The organism is Ruegeria sp. AI2, assembly GCF_056541275.1.
Genome location: NZ_JBQFYB010000001.1, coordinates 945,612 through 960,213, shown reverse-complemented (window position 1 = coordinate 960,213; position 14,602 = coordinate 945,612). Strand labels below are relative to the sequence as shown.

Below are 14,602 nucleotides of genomic sequence, written 5' to 3'. Positions count from 1 at the left end.
AGCGCGGCGGAAATCACGGCAATGCCGGTAAGCCGTTTTGTTTGGTGGCTTGAAGGATTGCCGAAAGAATGAGCCGGAAGCAACAATACAGCGCCTCGATCACCATCGGCTCGGTCTTAGAGCAGTCGGTGAAAAAGAACATCGGCTTTCTTAAAACAGGACTAGGCCAGGTCGGCGATTCCATCCGTGAGGTGGAGCGCCGCCAGAAAGAACTTGCCAAACAGCGCCGCGTTTTGGAGCGCGAAGGCAAGTCCGTCGAAGGCCTCGATCGGGAATACGAACAGCTTGAGCGCCGACTTAAGGATCTGCGCCGGGCCCAGATGCGCTGGAACGACGCAGCGAAGGCGTCAGCGCGCGTAGGATCGACCTTTAGGGATATGCGGGCCCAAGTGGGCCGCACTGCGCGAGCGGTCACCATAGGCGCTACCGTCGCCGGTGGCGCGGTGTTCGGGCTGGCCGCCTCAACCGCTTCGCTCGGCGACGATGTGGCCAAGACGGCGGATAAGCTGGGCATCGGCATTACCCAACTGCAAGAGCTGCGCTATGCCGCCGAGCGCTCGGGCGTTGCAACAGGCCAATTCGACACCGCGCTCGAAAAGATGCAGAAAAACCTTGGCGAAGCTGCTGGGGGTACAGGGACCGCCAAAGACGCACTGGATCAGCTCGGCCTTTCCGCCAAGGACCTGATTAACCTGTCGCCCGACGAAGCCTTGGGCGTGATCGCCGACCGCATGGGCAACGTTGGAACAGCTGCCGAACGTGCGGCCATTGCCAACGATATCTTCGGGCGCTCTGGCGTTGGCATGATCAACATGTTGCGTGGCGGGTCAAAGGGCCTGCAACAGCTTCAGGCGGATGCGCGCCGCACCGGCTATGTTCTGTCCGAACAGGCGGCACGTGACGCAGAAGTGTTCCAAGACACGCTGTTGGACACCCAGCTTGTCATGAAGGGCCTGAAGAACACCGTAGGCGCTGAACTCATGCCCGTGGTCACACAGGCCATGCGCCAGGTGGGCGATGCTCTGGTTGATAACCGTGAGGACGTTCAGCGCTGGGCGAAAGGCTTCGCTGATGGCGTGGAAAGCGCATTGCCGATTATTGGCGATGTAATCACGGGCATGGGCAAGGTTAGCTCGGTCGTGGGGGAAGTGATCACCAAGACCGCCGAAATGGTCGGTGGCTGGGAAAACTTCGGGATCATTATTGGCGGCGTCCTTGCCAGCAAAACAATTGCCTCGGTTCTGAAATTCGGTTCGGCAGTTTTCAAGCTCGGGCGCGCGATGTGGGCGCTGGCAGGGGCAGGGCCTCTGGTTGTCGGTGCCATTCGCGCTATCGGCGCAGCAATGATTGCGAACCCAATTGGCGCAACGATCGCCGTTATCGCGGGCGGGGCACTTCTGATCTACCAGAACTGGGAAAAGATAGAGCCCTACTTGCGTCCAGTCTTGGACTGGATGGGCGAGAAGTTCACGTGGCTGTGGCAGAATGCAGCGAAGCCATTGATCGATGGTCTTACAAATGGTGTGGCCGGGATCGGCGCGGCTTGGGAATCAATGCAGGCGTCATTGGGCAGTGTTCTGGATTGGATCGGGCAAAAGTTCGAATGGCTCATTGGGAAGGTGCAGCCGGTCATCGATAAGCTGAAATGGGTGCAGGGGGCCGGTGCGGCCGTCGCGGACAGCGTCGGGTCGTGGTTCGGTGGCGGTGAGCCGTCCAGTTCAGCCGCGAACAAGAACCAGGCACCGGCGGGCGTTGGTCCGAATCGTCGTTTTGCGCTGGGCGGTGCCTTTTCCAAAGGTCCGATCATGGTCGGCGAGAAAGGCCCCGAAATCCGCTTTGAAGACCGGGCAGGGTTCATCGCTAACAACAGGCAGTCCAGACAGCTTGCCGACCGGGCAGAGCGCGCTAAGGCGCTCTTGTCGAAACCAATGGCAATGGGCCGATCCGCCGGACCATCGTCGTCAGGTGCCGGCGTTGTTCAACACATCCAGATCGATGCGACAGGTATGTCGCCGCGCGAACTAGTCAGTGAGTTGGAACGGTATCAACGCAAGGCGTCGGGCAACGGCCTATATGACCGGGTATCTGCCGTCGGACCCTTGGGGAGGTAGGACATGGCCGAGGTAATGATGCAATTCGGTGTATTCCAATTCGAGATAGACACGGCCACTTATCAGCAGCTTGACCGATCAACGGAATACCGCTGGTCGCGCATTCCCCGCATAGGAGCACACGACGCATTGCAGTTTACTGGCTTTGGTGAAGACGCGATCGATGTGTCCGGCGTGATTTATCCGCATTTTCGGGGCGGGCTTAAGCAGATCGACAAGATGAGGACACAGGGCAGCATCGGAGTGCCGCTGCCATTGGTGTCCGGTATCGGTAAGGTTCTGGGCCTTTGGGTGGCCGTGTCGATCACAGAGGGGCAAACAGTCTTCGCGGCGCAGGGCATACCGCACCGCCAAGATTTCAGTATGAGGATGTCACGCTATGACGGCGGTCTCAGGGCAATACTACCATTCTAGGGATGGTGATGTACTCGACGAGGTGGTCTTTGCTCATTACGGCAACACGTCCGGTGGCAAGGTCGAGGCCGTGTTGGCAGCCAATCCCGGCTTGGCCGCGCTGGGCGCGGTGTTTGATGCGGGTGTGACGGTGTTTCTGCCGGATCTTGAGCAGGACACCCCGACAGAGACAGAACAGCTATGGGGATAATTGACTTCAAACCATTGCTTCGGGTCGTGATCAACGGTGCGCCGTTGTCCGATCTTGCGTTCAAGCAGGTGTCTTCAGTCAGCGTCACGGACGAGGCCGGTTTTATTTCAGATGTAGCGACAGTTCAGTGGGCGAACGTGTCAGCGGTTTCGCGCTTCGAAATGCCGAAACCGGGTGCAGAAATTGAAATCGCGCTTGGCTATCTCGGGCAGTTTAAATCTATGGGATTGTTCGTGGCCGATGAGGTTGAGGAACGGAACCCACCGCGCAGCATCTTGGTGACCGCCCGCGCTAAAGCGCAAGGCGAAAGCGATGGCGGGCTGGCACCGATCCAACAGCAGAAGACGCGATCATGGCCCAGCGGTATGACCCTGAAGGCGCTGGCTGAAACCATTGCATCCGAAAACAACCTCAAACCCGCGATCACAGACGCCGTGGCCGGGCTGGTTCTGGCCCACATCGACCAGATCGACGAAAGCGATTTGGCGGTTCTGACGCGCATTGCATTGATGCACGACCTGGTTGCAAAGCCAGCTGGCGGGTCGTTGTTTCTCGGCCGCAAGGGCGACGCGCGAAAGGCGTCTGGTGGACCAACACCGAATATCGCGCTTCTGGAAAAATCTGTGTCATCTTGGACCATGCGCAGAACGCAAGGCGAGGTTGCCGGAACCGTTATTGCCACATACCGGGATTTGAGCGCCAAGGAAGACAAGGTTGTTCAGATTGGTGACAGTGAACCCGTGCGCCGCCTGCGACAGCGTTTCCGGTCCGAGGCCGAGGCCAGTGTCGTTGCTGAATCCGAGGCCAGGCGCGCGAGCCGGGCGAAAGAAACGCTGGAAGTCGAAATGCCCGGCAATCCCTCGATCGTCGCAGAGGGCAAGATACGGCCTTTGAATTTCAGTTCGGCTGTTACGGGAGAATGGCTGGTGACGTCGGTCACACATTCGTTGTCGAGCGCAGGGTTCACAACATCGGTTCGCGCCGAGCGGACAGAGTAGGGAACCGCCAGAGGAAACCGCAAAGCGTGTCATTCAGGTTGGCCACACAACCACAATGGCACAGCCGTGTCACTAAATTACCAACGCGCGCGCGGTTATTGAGGGCGAGAATGACGATAGTTGAGTGGATCAAGCTACTTTGGCCAATGGCGGTTCTATTGCTGACTTTCATTATCCGGGTCGAGGTCGGCCAAACATTGACCAGATGGCGAAACCGCCAGTTCGAAAAGAACTTCGAAACCATCAAACAAGACACAGCCAAAGATATTGAAGCGGTACACGCTCGGCTGTCGCGGCACGAAACCCAGACCAACAGTTACCTTTCTGAAATCCGCAACGACATTAAGACGTTATTAGCTCGGGAAAAATAGCCGAATTAGCCCGGTTTCAAATCCATTAAACTTGACAACACCCAAGAACGAATGCCCAGCTTGAAGTACTTGTTGTATTTTCAGGCTTTTCTAATGTCCAATAACTATACGGGTATTCCAGTTCAGCCCAACCATCCAATGTACGGTTCATATCTAAAGCTGGCGCGCGGTGACTCGCGCTTCATTGAGCTATGTGACGTTATGAAGGAATATCACGCTCGGGCGCCAATGGCGGTTAAAATTCGAGAAGATGAACAAACGGGCGACTGGATATACTTCGTCGAAATCAATGAAGACCTTCCATCGCATTTGGGTGCCATAGTTGGGGAGGTAATCCATGCCCTTAGATCCTCTTTGGATTTGGCAGCATGTGAGTTGGTCGCCTTAAACGGTGGAAGCAGATTAGAATCTCAGTTCCCTGTTTCACAAAAAAGCGAGAACTTCGATAACTTGTGCAAAAAGTACCTTAAAGGCGCGTCTGAAGATGCTGTCGAGGCCGTTAGGTTGCTTCAGCCGTTTAGCGATCCCGGTAATAACTGCCTTTGGGATATGCATAAGCTGGATATTATTGACAAGCATCGAGTTATTATTCCAGCGTGCGCAGCGCATGTCGGAGTTAACCCGCTGTCGGAAGGTGAGGGAGCAAGAATGTGGGCGAAAATTGGAGTAACAGAAGATTTCCCCGATTTCCCGGAGATCTACCTTAATGTCGCTAATCCGGTGTATCCACTAAAGGACGGTTCGGAGATCTTCACTGTAAAGACGGACAGGCTTAACGACACAGTGAGCAAAGATCGCAAGTTTAAATTCGAGGTTGTCTTTGGTGAAACCGAAGTCTTGGCTGGGCAGAGTGTTGAAGCCACATTAAAGCGATTTGGAGCTTACGCTTCCAACGCACTGGCCACAATTAAAGACAAGTGTTTTGCTCACATTGAGTGAAAAATACCCTCAGCCTGTGTTTTGCACTCGTGGGATAGATGCCAATCAACGTTAGAGCGGCCCCAGTTTCGCCCCTGTTTCCCGGCTTCGAACGTGCTCTGATGGGTCCCGAAACCGGAACAAATGGGGGTTTTGTCATGAACAAAATCCTTGGCGCTCCCCTCCGAAGGCAGAGGGCTATCGAAGCACCTCCGGTTAATCATTTGTTCCTCATGCGTCCATTTTTGTCCTGAACGCCAACCTTACCCGGATGTATGGCCACCATCCGTCCATCTCGACCTTGAAGTCCGATGCAGCCTTTGGGAATAGCGACCATACGACCATCGCGACCTTGAAGCCCGATGCCCCCCTTGGGAATTGCTGCCATACGACCATCGCGACCTTGAAGCCCGATTCCCCCCTTGGGAATTGCTACCATACGGCCGTCGCGACCTTGAAGCCCGATGCCCCCCTTGGGAATTGCTACCATACGGCCATCGCGACCTTGAAGGCCAATACCGCCCGGGGGGATAGCAACCATTTGCCCGTCACGGCCTTGTAAGCCCGTGTATCCCGTTGGAATATTGACCGCTCGGCCAGTACGTCCCTTTAATTTCATGATGTTACGAAACTCCGTGCCCCTTAGCGTTCCAGCTTGGAAGTTATTCAGCATTCACCAGAATTTGTACTTGGTAAATGCCGGGGATCAATATCTAAATTGACGTTCCCCGTTACTCACGCTTTCACCATACGTTCTTGTTATGTTTGTGTGAGTGAAAATTGCTAAAGTGTTGATCTTAAACAAAGTTGATAGAATTCAAAATCCCCCGGTAGTGATACCGTGCCGGTTCGAGTCCGGCCTTGGGTACCAAAGTAAAAACAGGGAGTTAGGGGAACCTGCTTCCTGTTTTTTCTTTTCGGGCCACTTGCGTGTTCGCACACTTAATTCTTACTTTTCGATCTGGTCTGGTTCCCTTCATTCCTCTGGTATCAAATTTTCCCTGCGAAAGGGCACCATATATGACCCGCTGTTGAACCGACCTGAACAGATTTGGGAGCAAAGATCAGGAAGACCGATCTGGCGGGTATTCCTGTGTGCCAGAGGGGAAAATTCGAAATTTGCGCTCATATATGCGGATTGATGCGAGTCAGGCTGGCGCTGGCCTTGACATTGAAAGTATCTGAATGAACCCTCAAAGGGGTTGGGAGAAACTGGAAAATTCAACAGGTTGTACCTGCTGTAAGGCGGGCCGATCATCGTTATCGGCATAGTTTTATGGGCAGATGATCGATTTGAATTCCAACTGCCAGACAAAAAATGTGGGAGTATTGAAATGAGAAACAGCAACAAATTGAGCCTCGGCGCGTTTGTAACCGCAGCCATGTTGGCTCCGGCGGCCTATGCCGAAGAGTTCATTACAATCGGTACCGGCGGCGTGACCGGTGTTTACTATCCGACAGGTGGCGCGATCTGCCGTCTGGTGAACAAAGGCCGGAAAGAACACGGTGTCCGCTGCTCGGTCGAATCGACCGGTGGCTCGGTCTACAACATCAACACAATTCGCGAAGGCGAGCTGGAATTCGGTGTTGCTCAGTCCGACTGGCAGTATCACGCGTATAACGGCACCTCGAAATTTGAAGAGGCCGGTCCTTTCGAAAATCTGCGCGCCGTCTTCTCGGTCCACCCCGAGCCCTTTACCGTTGTGGCCCGCGCCGATGCAGGCATCACAAACTTTGAAGACCTGAAAGGCAAGCGCGTGAACATCGGGAACCCCGGTTCCGGTCAGCGCGGCACCATGGAAGTTCTTCTGGGCGAAATGGGCTGGACCACCGATGATTTCGAACTGGCGACAGAGCTGAAAGCGGCTGAACAATCGGCTGCCCTGTGCGACAACCAGATCGATGCTATGGTTTATACCGTTGGTCACCCGTCTGGTTCGATCCAGGAAGCCACCACAGCCTGTGACTCGGTTCTGGTGAATGTCAGCGGTGAAGCCGTGGACAAGCTGGTCAACGACAATTCGTTCTACCGTACTGCAACCATCCCCGGTGGCATGTACCGTGGTTCTGACGGCGACACCCAGACATTTGGCGTAGGTGCGACTTTTGTGACTTCGGCAGATGTGTCGGACGAAGCGGTATATGCGGTGGTCAGCTCGGTCTTTGAAAACTTCGAAGACTTCAAAAAACTGCACCCGGCGTTTGCCAACCTCAAGCCCGAAGAAATGATCGCGGACGGCCTGTCGGCGCCGCTGCATCCGGGGGCCGAGAAGTATTACAAAGAAAAAGGCTGGATTCAGTAAACCAGACCTGAAGCAGGGCGCTTTTTAGGGCGCCCTGCACAACGCCTGTACCAAGCAGGTGAGTTAGAAGGTCAAAAATGGCCGCGACGGGGAGACACTTGATGAATTCCGACACTCAATCCAATCGTCCGCTTTCCGAAGAAGAGCTTCAGGATCTGGTCGCATCATCCGACGCGGGCGGGCGTAATCCGGTCGGGAATGTAGGTGTCTTCCTGGCGATTGTAGCCGCGATCTGGTCGATTTTTCAGGTTATCCTGGCGTCGCCGCTCGCGAACTACGTGTTGCCGGGCAGCGTAGTAAACAATGCGCGGCAATTCCATCTTGCCTTCGCTCTGTTTCTGGCCTTTGCAGCTTATCCGGCACTAAAGTCCAGCCCGCGCGGCTATATTCCGGTTCAGGATTGGATCATGGGCTTGGTCGGTGCGTTCGTCGCGCTGTATGGCTATTTTTTCTATGACAAGATCGTAAATGCGGGCGGTTTGGCCGACGATACGGACAAATGGGTCGCGCTGCTTGGCTTGGTGCTACTGTTCGAGGCCGCGCGACGCGCGCTTGGCCCGGCCATGGCAATTATCGCGACGATCTTTTTGGCCTATGTCTTCTTTGGCGCATCTGAATGGGTGCCGGAAGTTATCCGCTGGAAAGGTGCGAGTCTCAAAAAGGCGATGAGCCATATGTGGATCACGTCTGAAGGCGTGTTTGGCATCGCATTGGGCGTTTCCACGAAGTTTGTGTTCCTGTTCGTGCTGTTTGGCGCGTTACTCGATAAGGCCGGGGCAGGGAACTATTTCATCAAGATGGCCTTTGGTGCGCTCGGGCATCTGCGCGGTGGTCCGGCAAAGGCGGCCGTTGTTGGTTCTGCCGCAACCGGCCTGATCTCGGGCTCGTCGATTGCCAACGTTGTGACGACCGGAACATTTACCATTCCGTTGATGAAGCGTGTGGGCTTTAGCAGTGAACAGGCCGGATCGGTCGAAGTGGCCTCATCGGTCAACGGTCAGATCATGCCACCTGTGATGGGCGCGGCTGCCTTCCTGATGGTGGAATATGTGGGCATCTCATATGTCGAGGTGATCACCCACGCGTTCCTCCCTGCGGCGATTTCTTACATCGCGCTGGTCTATATCGTGCATTTGGAAGCTGTGAAGCGAAACATGCCGACTTTGGGCGACCGTGACGTGCATCTGGCGCGAACCGTTGTGGGTATGTTGGCTTTCTTCCTGGTGTTTGCAGGGCTTTGTTACGGCTCGCAATTCCCTGTCGATGCTGTAACAAGCTGGGTACCGTCTGCGGCAGGCCTGGTGCTGAGCTTGATCGTCTGCGCGGTTTATGTCGGATTGCTCTATCTGGCCGCTCAGGTGCCGGACCTTGAGCCGGACGACCCGAATGCAAAAGAGGTCACGCTTCCTGTTATCGCTGATATTTATAAGGCAGGTTTGCATTACCTGCTGCCGATCATCGTTCTGGTTTACTTCCTGATGATCGAACAGAAATCGCCGGGACTGTCGGCGTTCTGGGCGACCGCTTTGCTGTTCGTAATCCTGCTGACGCAGAAACCGCTCAAGGCTCTTTTCCGGGGGCAGAGCAATCTCAAGAACACCTTTGTCGATGGCGTCGCTGACCTGTGGCAGGGGTTGATTGATGGTGCACGGAACATGATCGGTATCGCGCTGGCAACTGCCACTGCGGGCGTGATCGTCGGCACAGTGACTTTGACGGGTGTTGGTCAAGTAATGGCTGACCTGGTCGAGTTCCTTTCAGGCGGCAATCTTATCCTTATGCTGGTTATGGTTGGGCTGCTCAGCCTGATTCTGGGCATGGGTCTGCCGACCACGGCGAATTATATCGTTGTCAGCTCGTTGATGGCCGGGGTCGTCGTTGAACTGGGCGCGCAAAGCGGGCTGATTGTACCGTTGATCGCTGTGCACCTGTTTGTGTTTTACTTCGGGATTATGGCCGATGTTACACCGCCTGTTGGGCTTGCAAGCTTCGCGGCGGCTGCTGTGTCGGGCGGTGATGCGATCAAAACCGGTTTCACGGCGTTCTTCTACAGCCTGCGCACCGTGGCACTGCCTTTTGTGTTCATCTTCAACACTGATCTTCTTTTGATCGACGTTACATGGCTTGAAGGGATCACGGTGGCCGTTTTCGCGACCATAGCGATTCTGGTCTTCACGGCAGGTACGATGGGGTATTTCCTGACCCGCAGCCGTATCTATGAAAGTGTCGCGCTCGTTCTGGTGGCATTTGTCCTGTTCCGACCGGACTATTTCATGGATCGTATCTCGCCTCCGTTCAAATCGGTTGAACCCGCTGCATTTGAAGAGACCATTGGTCAGACACGGCCGGGAACAGATGTCCGCCTGGTCGTCGCGGGCCCCGATTTCGATACGCTCGAGATCGTGGATACAACCGTTGTTGTCACTGTGGGCGACGAGGAAGGCGGTGCTGCACGGATTGAGTCGATGGGCTTGCTGCTGGTTCCCGAGGACGGGCTGGTCAAGCTTGACGAGCCGCTGTTTGGCACGCCAGTGGCCGACGATCTGGGCATCTTCGACTACTATGGCGATGAACCCGTACGCCTGGCCTCGGTCAGCTTACCTTCCGAACAGCTGCCCAAGCAGCTGGTGTATATCCCAGCGATGATCCTCTTGGGACTTATCGCGTTCCTGCAACGCGGCCGTGCCGCCAGACAAGGGGTGCCCGCATGACACGTTCTGTTCTGTGTGCCATTGATATCAGCAATGGTGAGATTGATGCTCCGGTCCTGCAAAAAGCCGCCGCTTTGGCGGATATGGAAGGGGCACAGTTGGATGTTGTGACTGTGTTGCCCGATTTCGGGGAAAGCTGGGTGTCCGGGTTCTTTGAATCCGATTTTCACGACAAGGCGTTGGCCGAGGCGCAGGCCAAACTGACGGCGCTGTGTATTTCGGCATTGGGGGCCGAGCGCAATGAAAGCATCCGCCATGTCGTTGCGACAGGCACAGCCTATCAGGAGATTCTGAAAACCGCCGAAAGCGCCGGTTCCGATCTGATTGTGATTGGCGCGCATAAGCCGGATTTTAAGGACTACCTGCTTGGCCCGAATGCAGCGCGAGTGGTGCGGCATTCCAACGTCTCGGTGTATGTCGTTCGCTGACTGATTTGTCAGCGCGCAAAAGATCGCGTCGCCGGTCGTGAACAAATATCGGGTGGGTTCAGTAGCCTGTCATCTCAAGATAGCCAACGCCTTCATGGCTGCCGGTTACGGTGACAGGACCTTCCCAGTATTCGAAACTGGTACCCATCCACGCTTCAGGTGTCAGGGCTGAGACCTGAATATCTATGCCCCGGTCCACAAGATCGACTTGCCAGTGTGTCGGGATGTCACGCCCGGCAACCTCGTTGGTACTCAGCGGCAAAAGGCTGATTGAGCCGTTGGGGATGGCCTCAGTACTGCCGTCTGAATTGATCCAGGTGGCCGAGGTGAAGTCGCCTCGTTCGCCGCGCAGGCGAAAAGCCATCAACTTATCGCCGCCCTCAAAACTGAGCGAGAACCAATCCCAACCCCTCTGATCTGCCGCCAAGGGTTGTGAGGACCATTCCCGATCCAGCCAGCCCTGACCGGTTACACGGACTTCACTATCCGACAAATGCAGCACGCCTTCGACTGAATAGAAGGGCTGCGAGTAATAGTAACTTGCCTGCCCATCAGAAGATTTGACCGAATAGCCCGCGTCTCCGTGAAGAACCAATGGCCCTTGCGCAGTCAGCGAAAGGTCATAGCCGAAGTCTTTACCATTTGCCGTCAGCGACAGGCTGTCCAAATCCGATCCGGCCATGCGCCATTCATCAATCCAGGCCTCAAACGGTTGTGCAGTTACACCGGCCTGCCCAATCCCCCCGCGTGACAATCGCTCGGTAAAAAAATGAGCCTTGGGGGTCGTCACGGCAGCATGACCCATCCACAGTTGCGGGCTTTGCCATCCGTCATTGTCATAGGGCTTCAGGGCTGACCGGAACAGGGTCCATTGAATGCCATAGTCCAGGCCGTCGTCCCCTTGGAGATTGGCGGTTAGATACCACCATTCGATGCGGTAGGCCGGGTGGGGGCCGTGGTCCCTTGGGAAATCAAACTCATACCCGGCAACTGGCACGTCAAAGCCTTCGGCCGACCCGCCGAGACCTGCGTAGCCCTGCGCCCAAAGCGGTATCGGGTAGAGCCACATAAGAAGGAACAGGAGGGTCTTAACGTTCATTGGCGAACACTCTCAGCAGATCGGCGGGTGGCAGGCGCAGCATCCGTAGCGCGGGCAGGGCGGCGGCAAGCAGGGCAGCAAGAAGGGTTAGTAGAAACAGCCACAGCCAATCCCAGGGGAAGACGAACATCGGCAGGCGCCAACCAAAAGCCTGAACGTTGATCACCGTCAGCAGAACCCATGCCAGAACAAGCCCAAGTGGCAACGCCAGACAGGCGGTCAATGCCGCCAGCAATAGGCTGCGCAACAGTTCCAGCCCTGCAAGTTGCGCCCTGTTCAGCCCCAGCGCCCAGACCGGTGCGATCTGTGGCAGGCGCTGGGTCCACAGGGTCAGCAGACTGGTGAGAATGGCAAATCCCGCCACGCCGAGGGTCAGCACATTCAAGGCCGAGGTCACGACAAAAGTCTTCTCAAATATCGACAACGACTGCGCCTTCATTGCAGCTTGCTGTACGACAGACTGACGTGGAAGGTTGAACCGTTCCCTTAAGGTTTGCGCCATTTCGGTTGCGTTTTCGGGGTTTAGACGAATGCCAAAGCGGCGGGCCTCCGTACCCGGAGCGATCCGGTTCAGTTGGTCCATCGAGACGATGGCTTGCCCGGTAGGATTCCCATAATCCGAATAGACCCCGGCGATGGTCAGGATGTGGTCCGGCGATAAGGCCAAAGCACCGCCGGGCCAGAGATCGGCACGCCGGGCCAGTTGCTCGTTGATCAGAACCGCACGCCCGGCCATGACGTCATCCCATGCATTCGGCGTTGAGGTGATCACTGGCCAGTTCTGCCGATAGACCGGATCATCCACGACACCGTAAAGAAACAGAGGCCCCGTTTCGTGCGACAATTCCACATTTCGGATTGGCAGAATGGCTTCGACCTGAGGGCGCAGCCAGTCGGTAATCTCCTGCCCCTGATCGTCGTCGCTGGCTGTCAGGTAGAGTTCTGACGTCAGGCGCTGGTCAAGCCACCCGACGAATGTCAGCCGGAAGCTGGACACCATCGTGCCTACGCCGACATTCGCTGCCAAAGCCAGCAACAGGGCCATCAGGGCAAGTGACAATCCGGGCAGTTGTGCCCGCATATCTGCCCAGACCCATTGGGCAACAGGCCCCCGCGCTGCGCGGGCGCAGAATGAAAGCTTTACAGACAAAAGCGCAGGCAGCATCAGCGCCGCACCGGTCAGCAAGCCAGCCAACAGGGCAAACCCGGCCATCAGCCCCCCGAAACTGGCATAAGCCAAACCGCCACCCAGGATCATGACCAATCCCAATGCCGCTGCAAGATCGCGAGCACGGGGGTCGCCCCGCCACGCTTGAACACCCGGACTTGTCAGCAGGGGCATACGCGACAGGCGCCACAATGCGTGGCCGCTGGCTAGCAATGTGCCAAAGACTGCCATGGCGATCCCAGCCAAAACCCATTCCAGTTGCAGCGTCAGTTGCCCTGTTACTGGTGCGCCGTAAAGGCCACGCAACGTGGCCGCGACATCGGGCAGAAGTGCTCCGGCCAGAAAGAAGCCCAAAAGCAACCCGACGAGCCCACCGATCAAGGCCAGAAATGTCAGCTCGGCAAGGATCAGCCAGACCAGTAATCGCATCGAGATACCCAGTGCCCGCAGCGTGCGGATAATGCCCCTGCGTTGGGCAAATGCCAGCCCGACTGTGCCGTTCACGATAAAAAGGCCGACCGCGAAGGACAGCAATCCAAAGGCTGACAGGTTCAGGTGGAAACTGTCGGTCAGTCGAGCAGTGTCGATCTTTTGTGAGGGGCTGATGCGTTCCAGCTCTGGCGCGATCGCGGTCAGGGGCTGAAGCCCGCGGGGTTGATCAGGCAGGATAATGAGCCGCGAGATTGCACCGGGCTGATTCAGAAGACGTTCGGCAACGCCGATATCCGTCAGGATCACATCTGGCGGTAGTGCAGAGGTACTGAGAACCGGGGGCAGAGTATCGTGACCGCGCAACAAGTGCTCCAACTCTGTCGAAACCAGCAGGCGGCCCGGAGCAGTCAATATGTCCGCCGGGTCGGGCGGCGCACCGCTTTGCTGGGCCTCGGCAATTGCGGGCAGCGCGGGATAGGCCACCATATCCACGCCCATCAGACGCAACGTACGTCCAGCGACCCGATAAGGGCCTTCCAGTACGGCGGCCACCTGCCATCCCGCGCGACGCAGATCGACATAGCGGGACATGGGGATGAAACCGGCTGGATCTCGCAACTCGTCAAACTGCCCAAGTGCCAACTGGGCGTTGGCACGGGAATAGCTGGCGCGGGCTTCGGCATTGATGGCCTGAACAGCGGACCAGAGACCAGTTGCCAGGGCGATACCGATTAGCAGTGTTGCCAGTTGCAACCGATGCACCCGCCAATGGGACAGCAGGGCCTGGAGAACGGCCAATGTCATTGGATGCACCCGCCGCTCAGGCGTAGGTGCGTGTCCAGACGGGCCGCGATCTGCGGGGAATGCGTCACCAGTAGTAAAGCCGCGCCAGTATCAGAAACAAGTGACAGCATCAGGTCCAGCACTTTGGCGCTGGCGGTTTCGTCAAGATTGCCCGTCGGCTCGTCCGCCAGCAACAGTTTCGGGCGCGCTGCCATGGCGCGTCCGATGGCCACTCGCTGCTGCTGTCCGCCCGACAAGCTTTCGGGGTAGCGGTCCAGCAAATCCAAAAGCCCAAGCCGTTCGGCCAGTTGCCCGGACCAATTGACATCCTCGGTACCTGCAAGGCGGGCATGAAAGGACAAGTTTTGCCCCACGGTCAGCGATGGGATGAGGTTGAACTGCTGGAACACCAACGAAACCTTACTGCGCCGCAACCCGGCCCGCCCGGCATCGTCCAACGGGGACAGTGGCGTGCCATCCAGCGTGATCTCGCCCCCGTCGAAATCGTCCAGGGCGGCTGCCAGGTTCAACAACGTGCTTTTTCCGCTGCCGCTTTCACCGGTCAGTGCAAGCGTTTGTCCCTGATCCAGTGTCAGAGACACATCGCGCAGAACGGGCCGCCCGCCGGGATAAGTCTTTTGAACTCGGTCGATGATCAACAGCATGAAGCGCCCTT

The 14,602-nt window shown here is 56.6% G+C and carries 13 protein-coding genes; 9 read left to right on the top strand and 4 right to left on the bottom strand.

What is annotated here, in order from left to right; all coding sequences use genetic code 11:
* Positions 1 to 68 precede the first annotated feature (68 nt).
* The 6 genes from ACR0LL_RS04755 to ACR0LL_RS04730 all read left to right on the top strand — a co-directional run bounded on the left by ACR0LL_RS04755 (position 69) and on the right by ACR0LL_RS04730 (position 5,023).
* Positions 69 to 2,111, top strand: a complete 2,043-nt coding sequence (locus tag ACR0LL_RS04755; protein ID WP_480584355.1) for a phage tail tape measure protein — start codon at positions 69 to 71, stop codon at positions 2,109 to 2,111.
* 3 nt (positions 2,112 to 2,114) lie between these two features.
* Complete coding sequence (locus ACR0LL_RS04750) at positions 2,115 to 2,525, top strand: phage tail protein (protein WP_480584353.1); 411 nt, start codon at positions 2,115 to 2,117, stop codon at positions 2,523 to 2,525.
* Positions 2,491 to 2,715 carry a tail protein X gene (locus ACR0LL_RS04745; RefSeq protein ID WP_480584351.1) on the top strand — a complete coding sequence of 75 codons (225 nt, stop codon included), beginning with the start codon at positions 2,491 to 2,493 and terminating at the stop codon, positions 2,713 to 2,715. Before ACR0LL_RS04750 ends, ACR0LL_RS04745 begins: the two co-directional genes overlap by 35 nt.
* Positions 2,706 to 3,713 carry a phage late control D family protein gene (locus tag ACR0LL_RS04740; protein ID WP_480584349.1) on the top strand — a complete coding sequence of 336 codons (1,008 nt, stop codon included), beginning with the start codon at positions 2,706 to 2,708 and terminating at the stop codon, positions 3,711 to 3,713. The genes ACR0LL_RS04745 and ACR0LL_RS04740 overlap by 10 nt, the downstream gene beginning before the upstream one ends.
* A gap of 110 nt (positions 3,714 to 3,823) precedes the next feature.
* A complete protein-coding gene (locus ACR0LL_RS04735; protein ID WP_480584347.1) occupies positions 3,824 to 4,084 on the top strand; it encodes a hypothetical protein in 261 nt (86 codons plus the stop codon).
* Between the two features lie 51 nt (positions 4,085 to 4,135).
* On the top strand, positions 4,136 to 5,023 hold the full coding sequence (locus ACR0LL_RS04730; protein ID WP_480584346.1) for a hypothetical protein: 888 nt from the start codon (positions 4,136 to 4,138) through the stop codon (positions 5,021 to 5,023).
* A 199-nt stretch (positions 5,024 to 5,222) separates the two neighbouring features.
* On the opposite strand, the gene ACR0LL_RS04725 is transcribed toward ACR0LL_RS04730, so the two are convergent.
* A complete protein-coding gene (locus tag ACR0LL_RS04725) occupies positions 5,223 to 5,675 on the bottom strand; it encodes a hypothetical protein (RefSeq protein WP_480584344.1) in 453 nt (150 codons plus the stop codon).
* A gap of 661 nt (positions 5,676 to 6,336) precedes the next feature.
* On the opposite strand from ACR0LL_RS04725, the gene ACR0LL_RS04720 reads away from it, so the two are divergent.
* From ACR0LL_RS04720 to ACR0LL_RS04710, 3 genes are all read left to right on the top strand, one after another.
* The gene (locus ACR0LL_RS04720) at positions 6,337 to 7,305 is read left to right on the top strand and encodes a TAXI family TRAP transporter solute-binding subunit (RefSeq protein ID WP_480584342.1); all 969 of its coding nucleotides are present in this window, start codon (positions 6,337 to 6,339) and stop codon (positions 7,303 to 7,305) included.
* A gap of 101 nt (positions 7,306 to 7,406) precedes the next feature.
* Positions 7,407 to 10,016, top strand: a complete 2,610-nt coding sequence (locus tag ACR0LL_RS04715; RefSeq protein ID WP_480584340.1) for a TRAP transporter permease — start codon at positions 7,407 to 7,409, stop codon at positions 10,014 to 10,016.
* A complete protein-coding gene (locus ACR0LL_RS04710; protein ID WP_480584338.1) occupies positions 10,013 to 10,444 on the top strand; it encodes a universal stress protein in 432 nt (143 codons plus the stop codon). The genes ACR0LL_RS04715 and ACR0LL_RS04710 overlap by 4 nt, the downstream gene beginning before the upstream one ends.
* Positions 10,445 to 10,502: 58 nt before the next feature.
* Here the strand turns inward: ACR0LL_RS04710 and ACR0LL_RS04705 are convergent, their stop codons facing one another.
* Genes ACR0LL_RS04705 through ACR0LL_RS04695 form a run of 3 tightly spaced genes read right to left on the bottom strand, consistent with a single transcriptional unit; the run spans position 10,503 to position 14,591 of the window.
* Complete coding sequence (locus ACR0LL_RS04705) at positions 10,503 to 11,543, bottom strand: lipocalin-like domain-containing protein (RefSeq protein WP_480584336.1); 1,041 nt, start codon at positions 11,541 to 11,543, stop codon at positions 10,503 to 10,505.
* On the bottom strand, positions 11,533 to 13,947 hold the full coding sequence (locus ACR0LL_RS04700) for an FtsX-like permease family protein (RefSeq protein ID WP_480584335.1): 2,415 nt from the start codon (positions 13,945 to 13,947) through the stop codon (positions 11,533 to 11,535). The genes ACR0LL_RS04705 and ACR0LL_RS04700 overlap by 11 nt, the downstream gene beginning before the upstream one ends.
* Entirely contained in the window at positions 13,944 to 14,591 is a 648-nt protein-coding gene (locus ACR0LL_RS04695) for an ABC transporter ATP-binding protein (RefSeq protein WP_480485561.1), read from the bottom strand. The genes ACR0LL_RS04700 and ACR0LL_RS04695 overlap by 4 nt, the downstream gene beginning before the upstream one ends.
* Positions 14,592 to 14,602 lie beyond the last annotated feature (11 nt).

Coding starts and splice junctions, on each gene's coding strand:
- ACR0LL_RS04755 (WP_480584355.1), top strand. CDS start 69: ATGAGCCGGAAGCAACAATACAGCGCCTCGATCACCATCGGCTCGGTC.
- ACR0LL_RS04750 (WP_480584353.1), top strand. CDS start 2,115: ATGGCCGAGGTAATGATGCAATTCGGTGTATTCCAATTCGAGATAGAC.
- ACR0LL_RS04745 (WP_480584351.1), top strand. CDS start 2,491: ATGACGGCGGTCTCAGGGCAATACTACCATTCTAGGGATGGTGATGTA.
- ACR0LL_RS04740 (WP_480584349.1), top strand. CDS start 2,706: ATGGGGATAATTGACTTCAAACCATTGCTTCGGGTCGTGATCAACGGT.
- ACR0LL_RS04735 (WP_480584347.1), top strand. CDS start 3,824: ATGACGATAGTTGAGTGGATCAAGCTACTTTGGCCAATGGCGGTTCTA.
- ACR0LL_RS04730 (WP_480584346.1), top strand. CDS start 4,136: ATGCCCAGCTTGAAGTACTTGTTGTATTTTCAGGCTTTTCTAATGTCC.
- ACR0LL_RS04725 (WP_480584344.1), bottom strand. CDS start 5,675: ATGCTGAATAACTTCCAAGCTGGAACGCTAAGGGGCACGGAGTTTCGT.
- ACR0LL_RS04720 (WP_480584342.1), top strand. CDS start 6,337: ATGAGAAACAGCAACAAATTGAGCCTCGGCGCGTTTGTAACCGCAGCC.
- ACR0LL_RS04715 (WP_480584340.1), top strand. CDS start 7,407: ATGAATTCCGACACTCAATCCAATCGTCCGCTTTCCGAAGAAGAGCTT.
- ACR0LL_RS04710 (WP_480584338.1), top strand. CDS start 10,013: ATGACACGTTCTGTTCTGTGTGCCATTGATATCAGCAATGGTGAGATT.
- ACR0LL_RS04705 (WP_480584336.1), bottom strand. CDS start 11,543: ATGAACGTTAAGACCCTCCTGTTCCTTCTTATGTGGCTCTACCCGATA.
- ACR0LL_RS04700 (WP_480584335.1), bottom strand. CDS start 13,947: ATGACATTGGCCGTTCTCCAGGCCCTGCTGTCCCATTGGCGGGTGCAT.
- ACR0LL_RS04695 (WP_480485561.1), bottom strand. CDS start 14,591: ATGCTGTTGATCATCGACCGAGTTCAAAAGACTTATCCCGGCGGGCGG.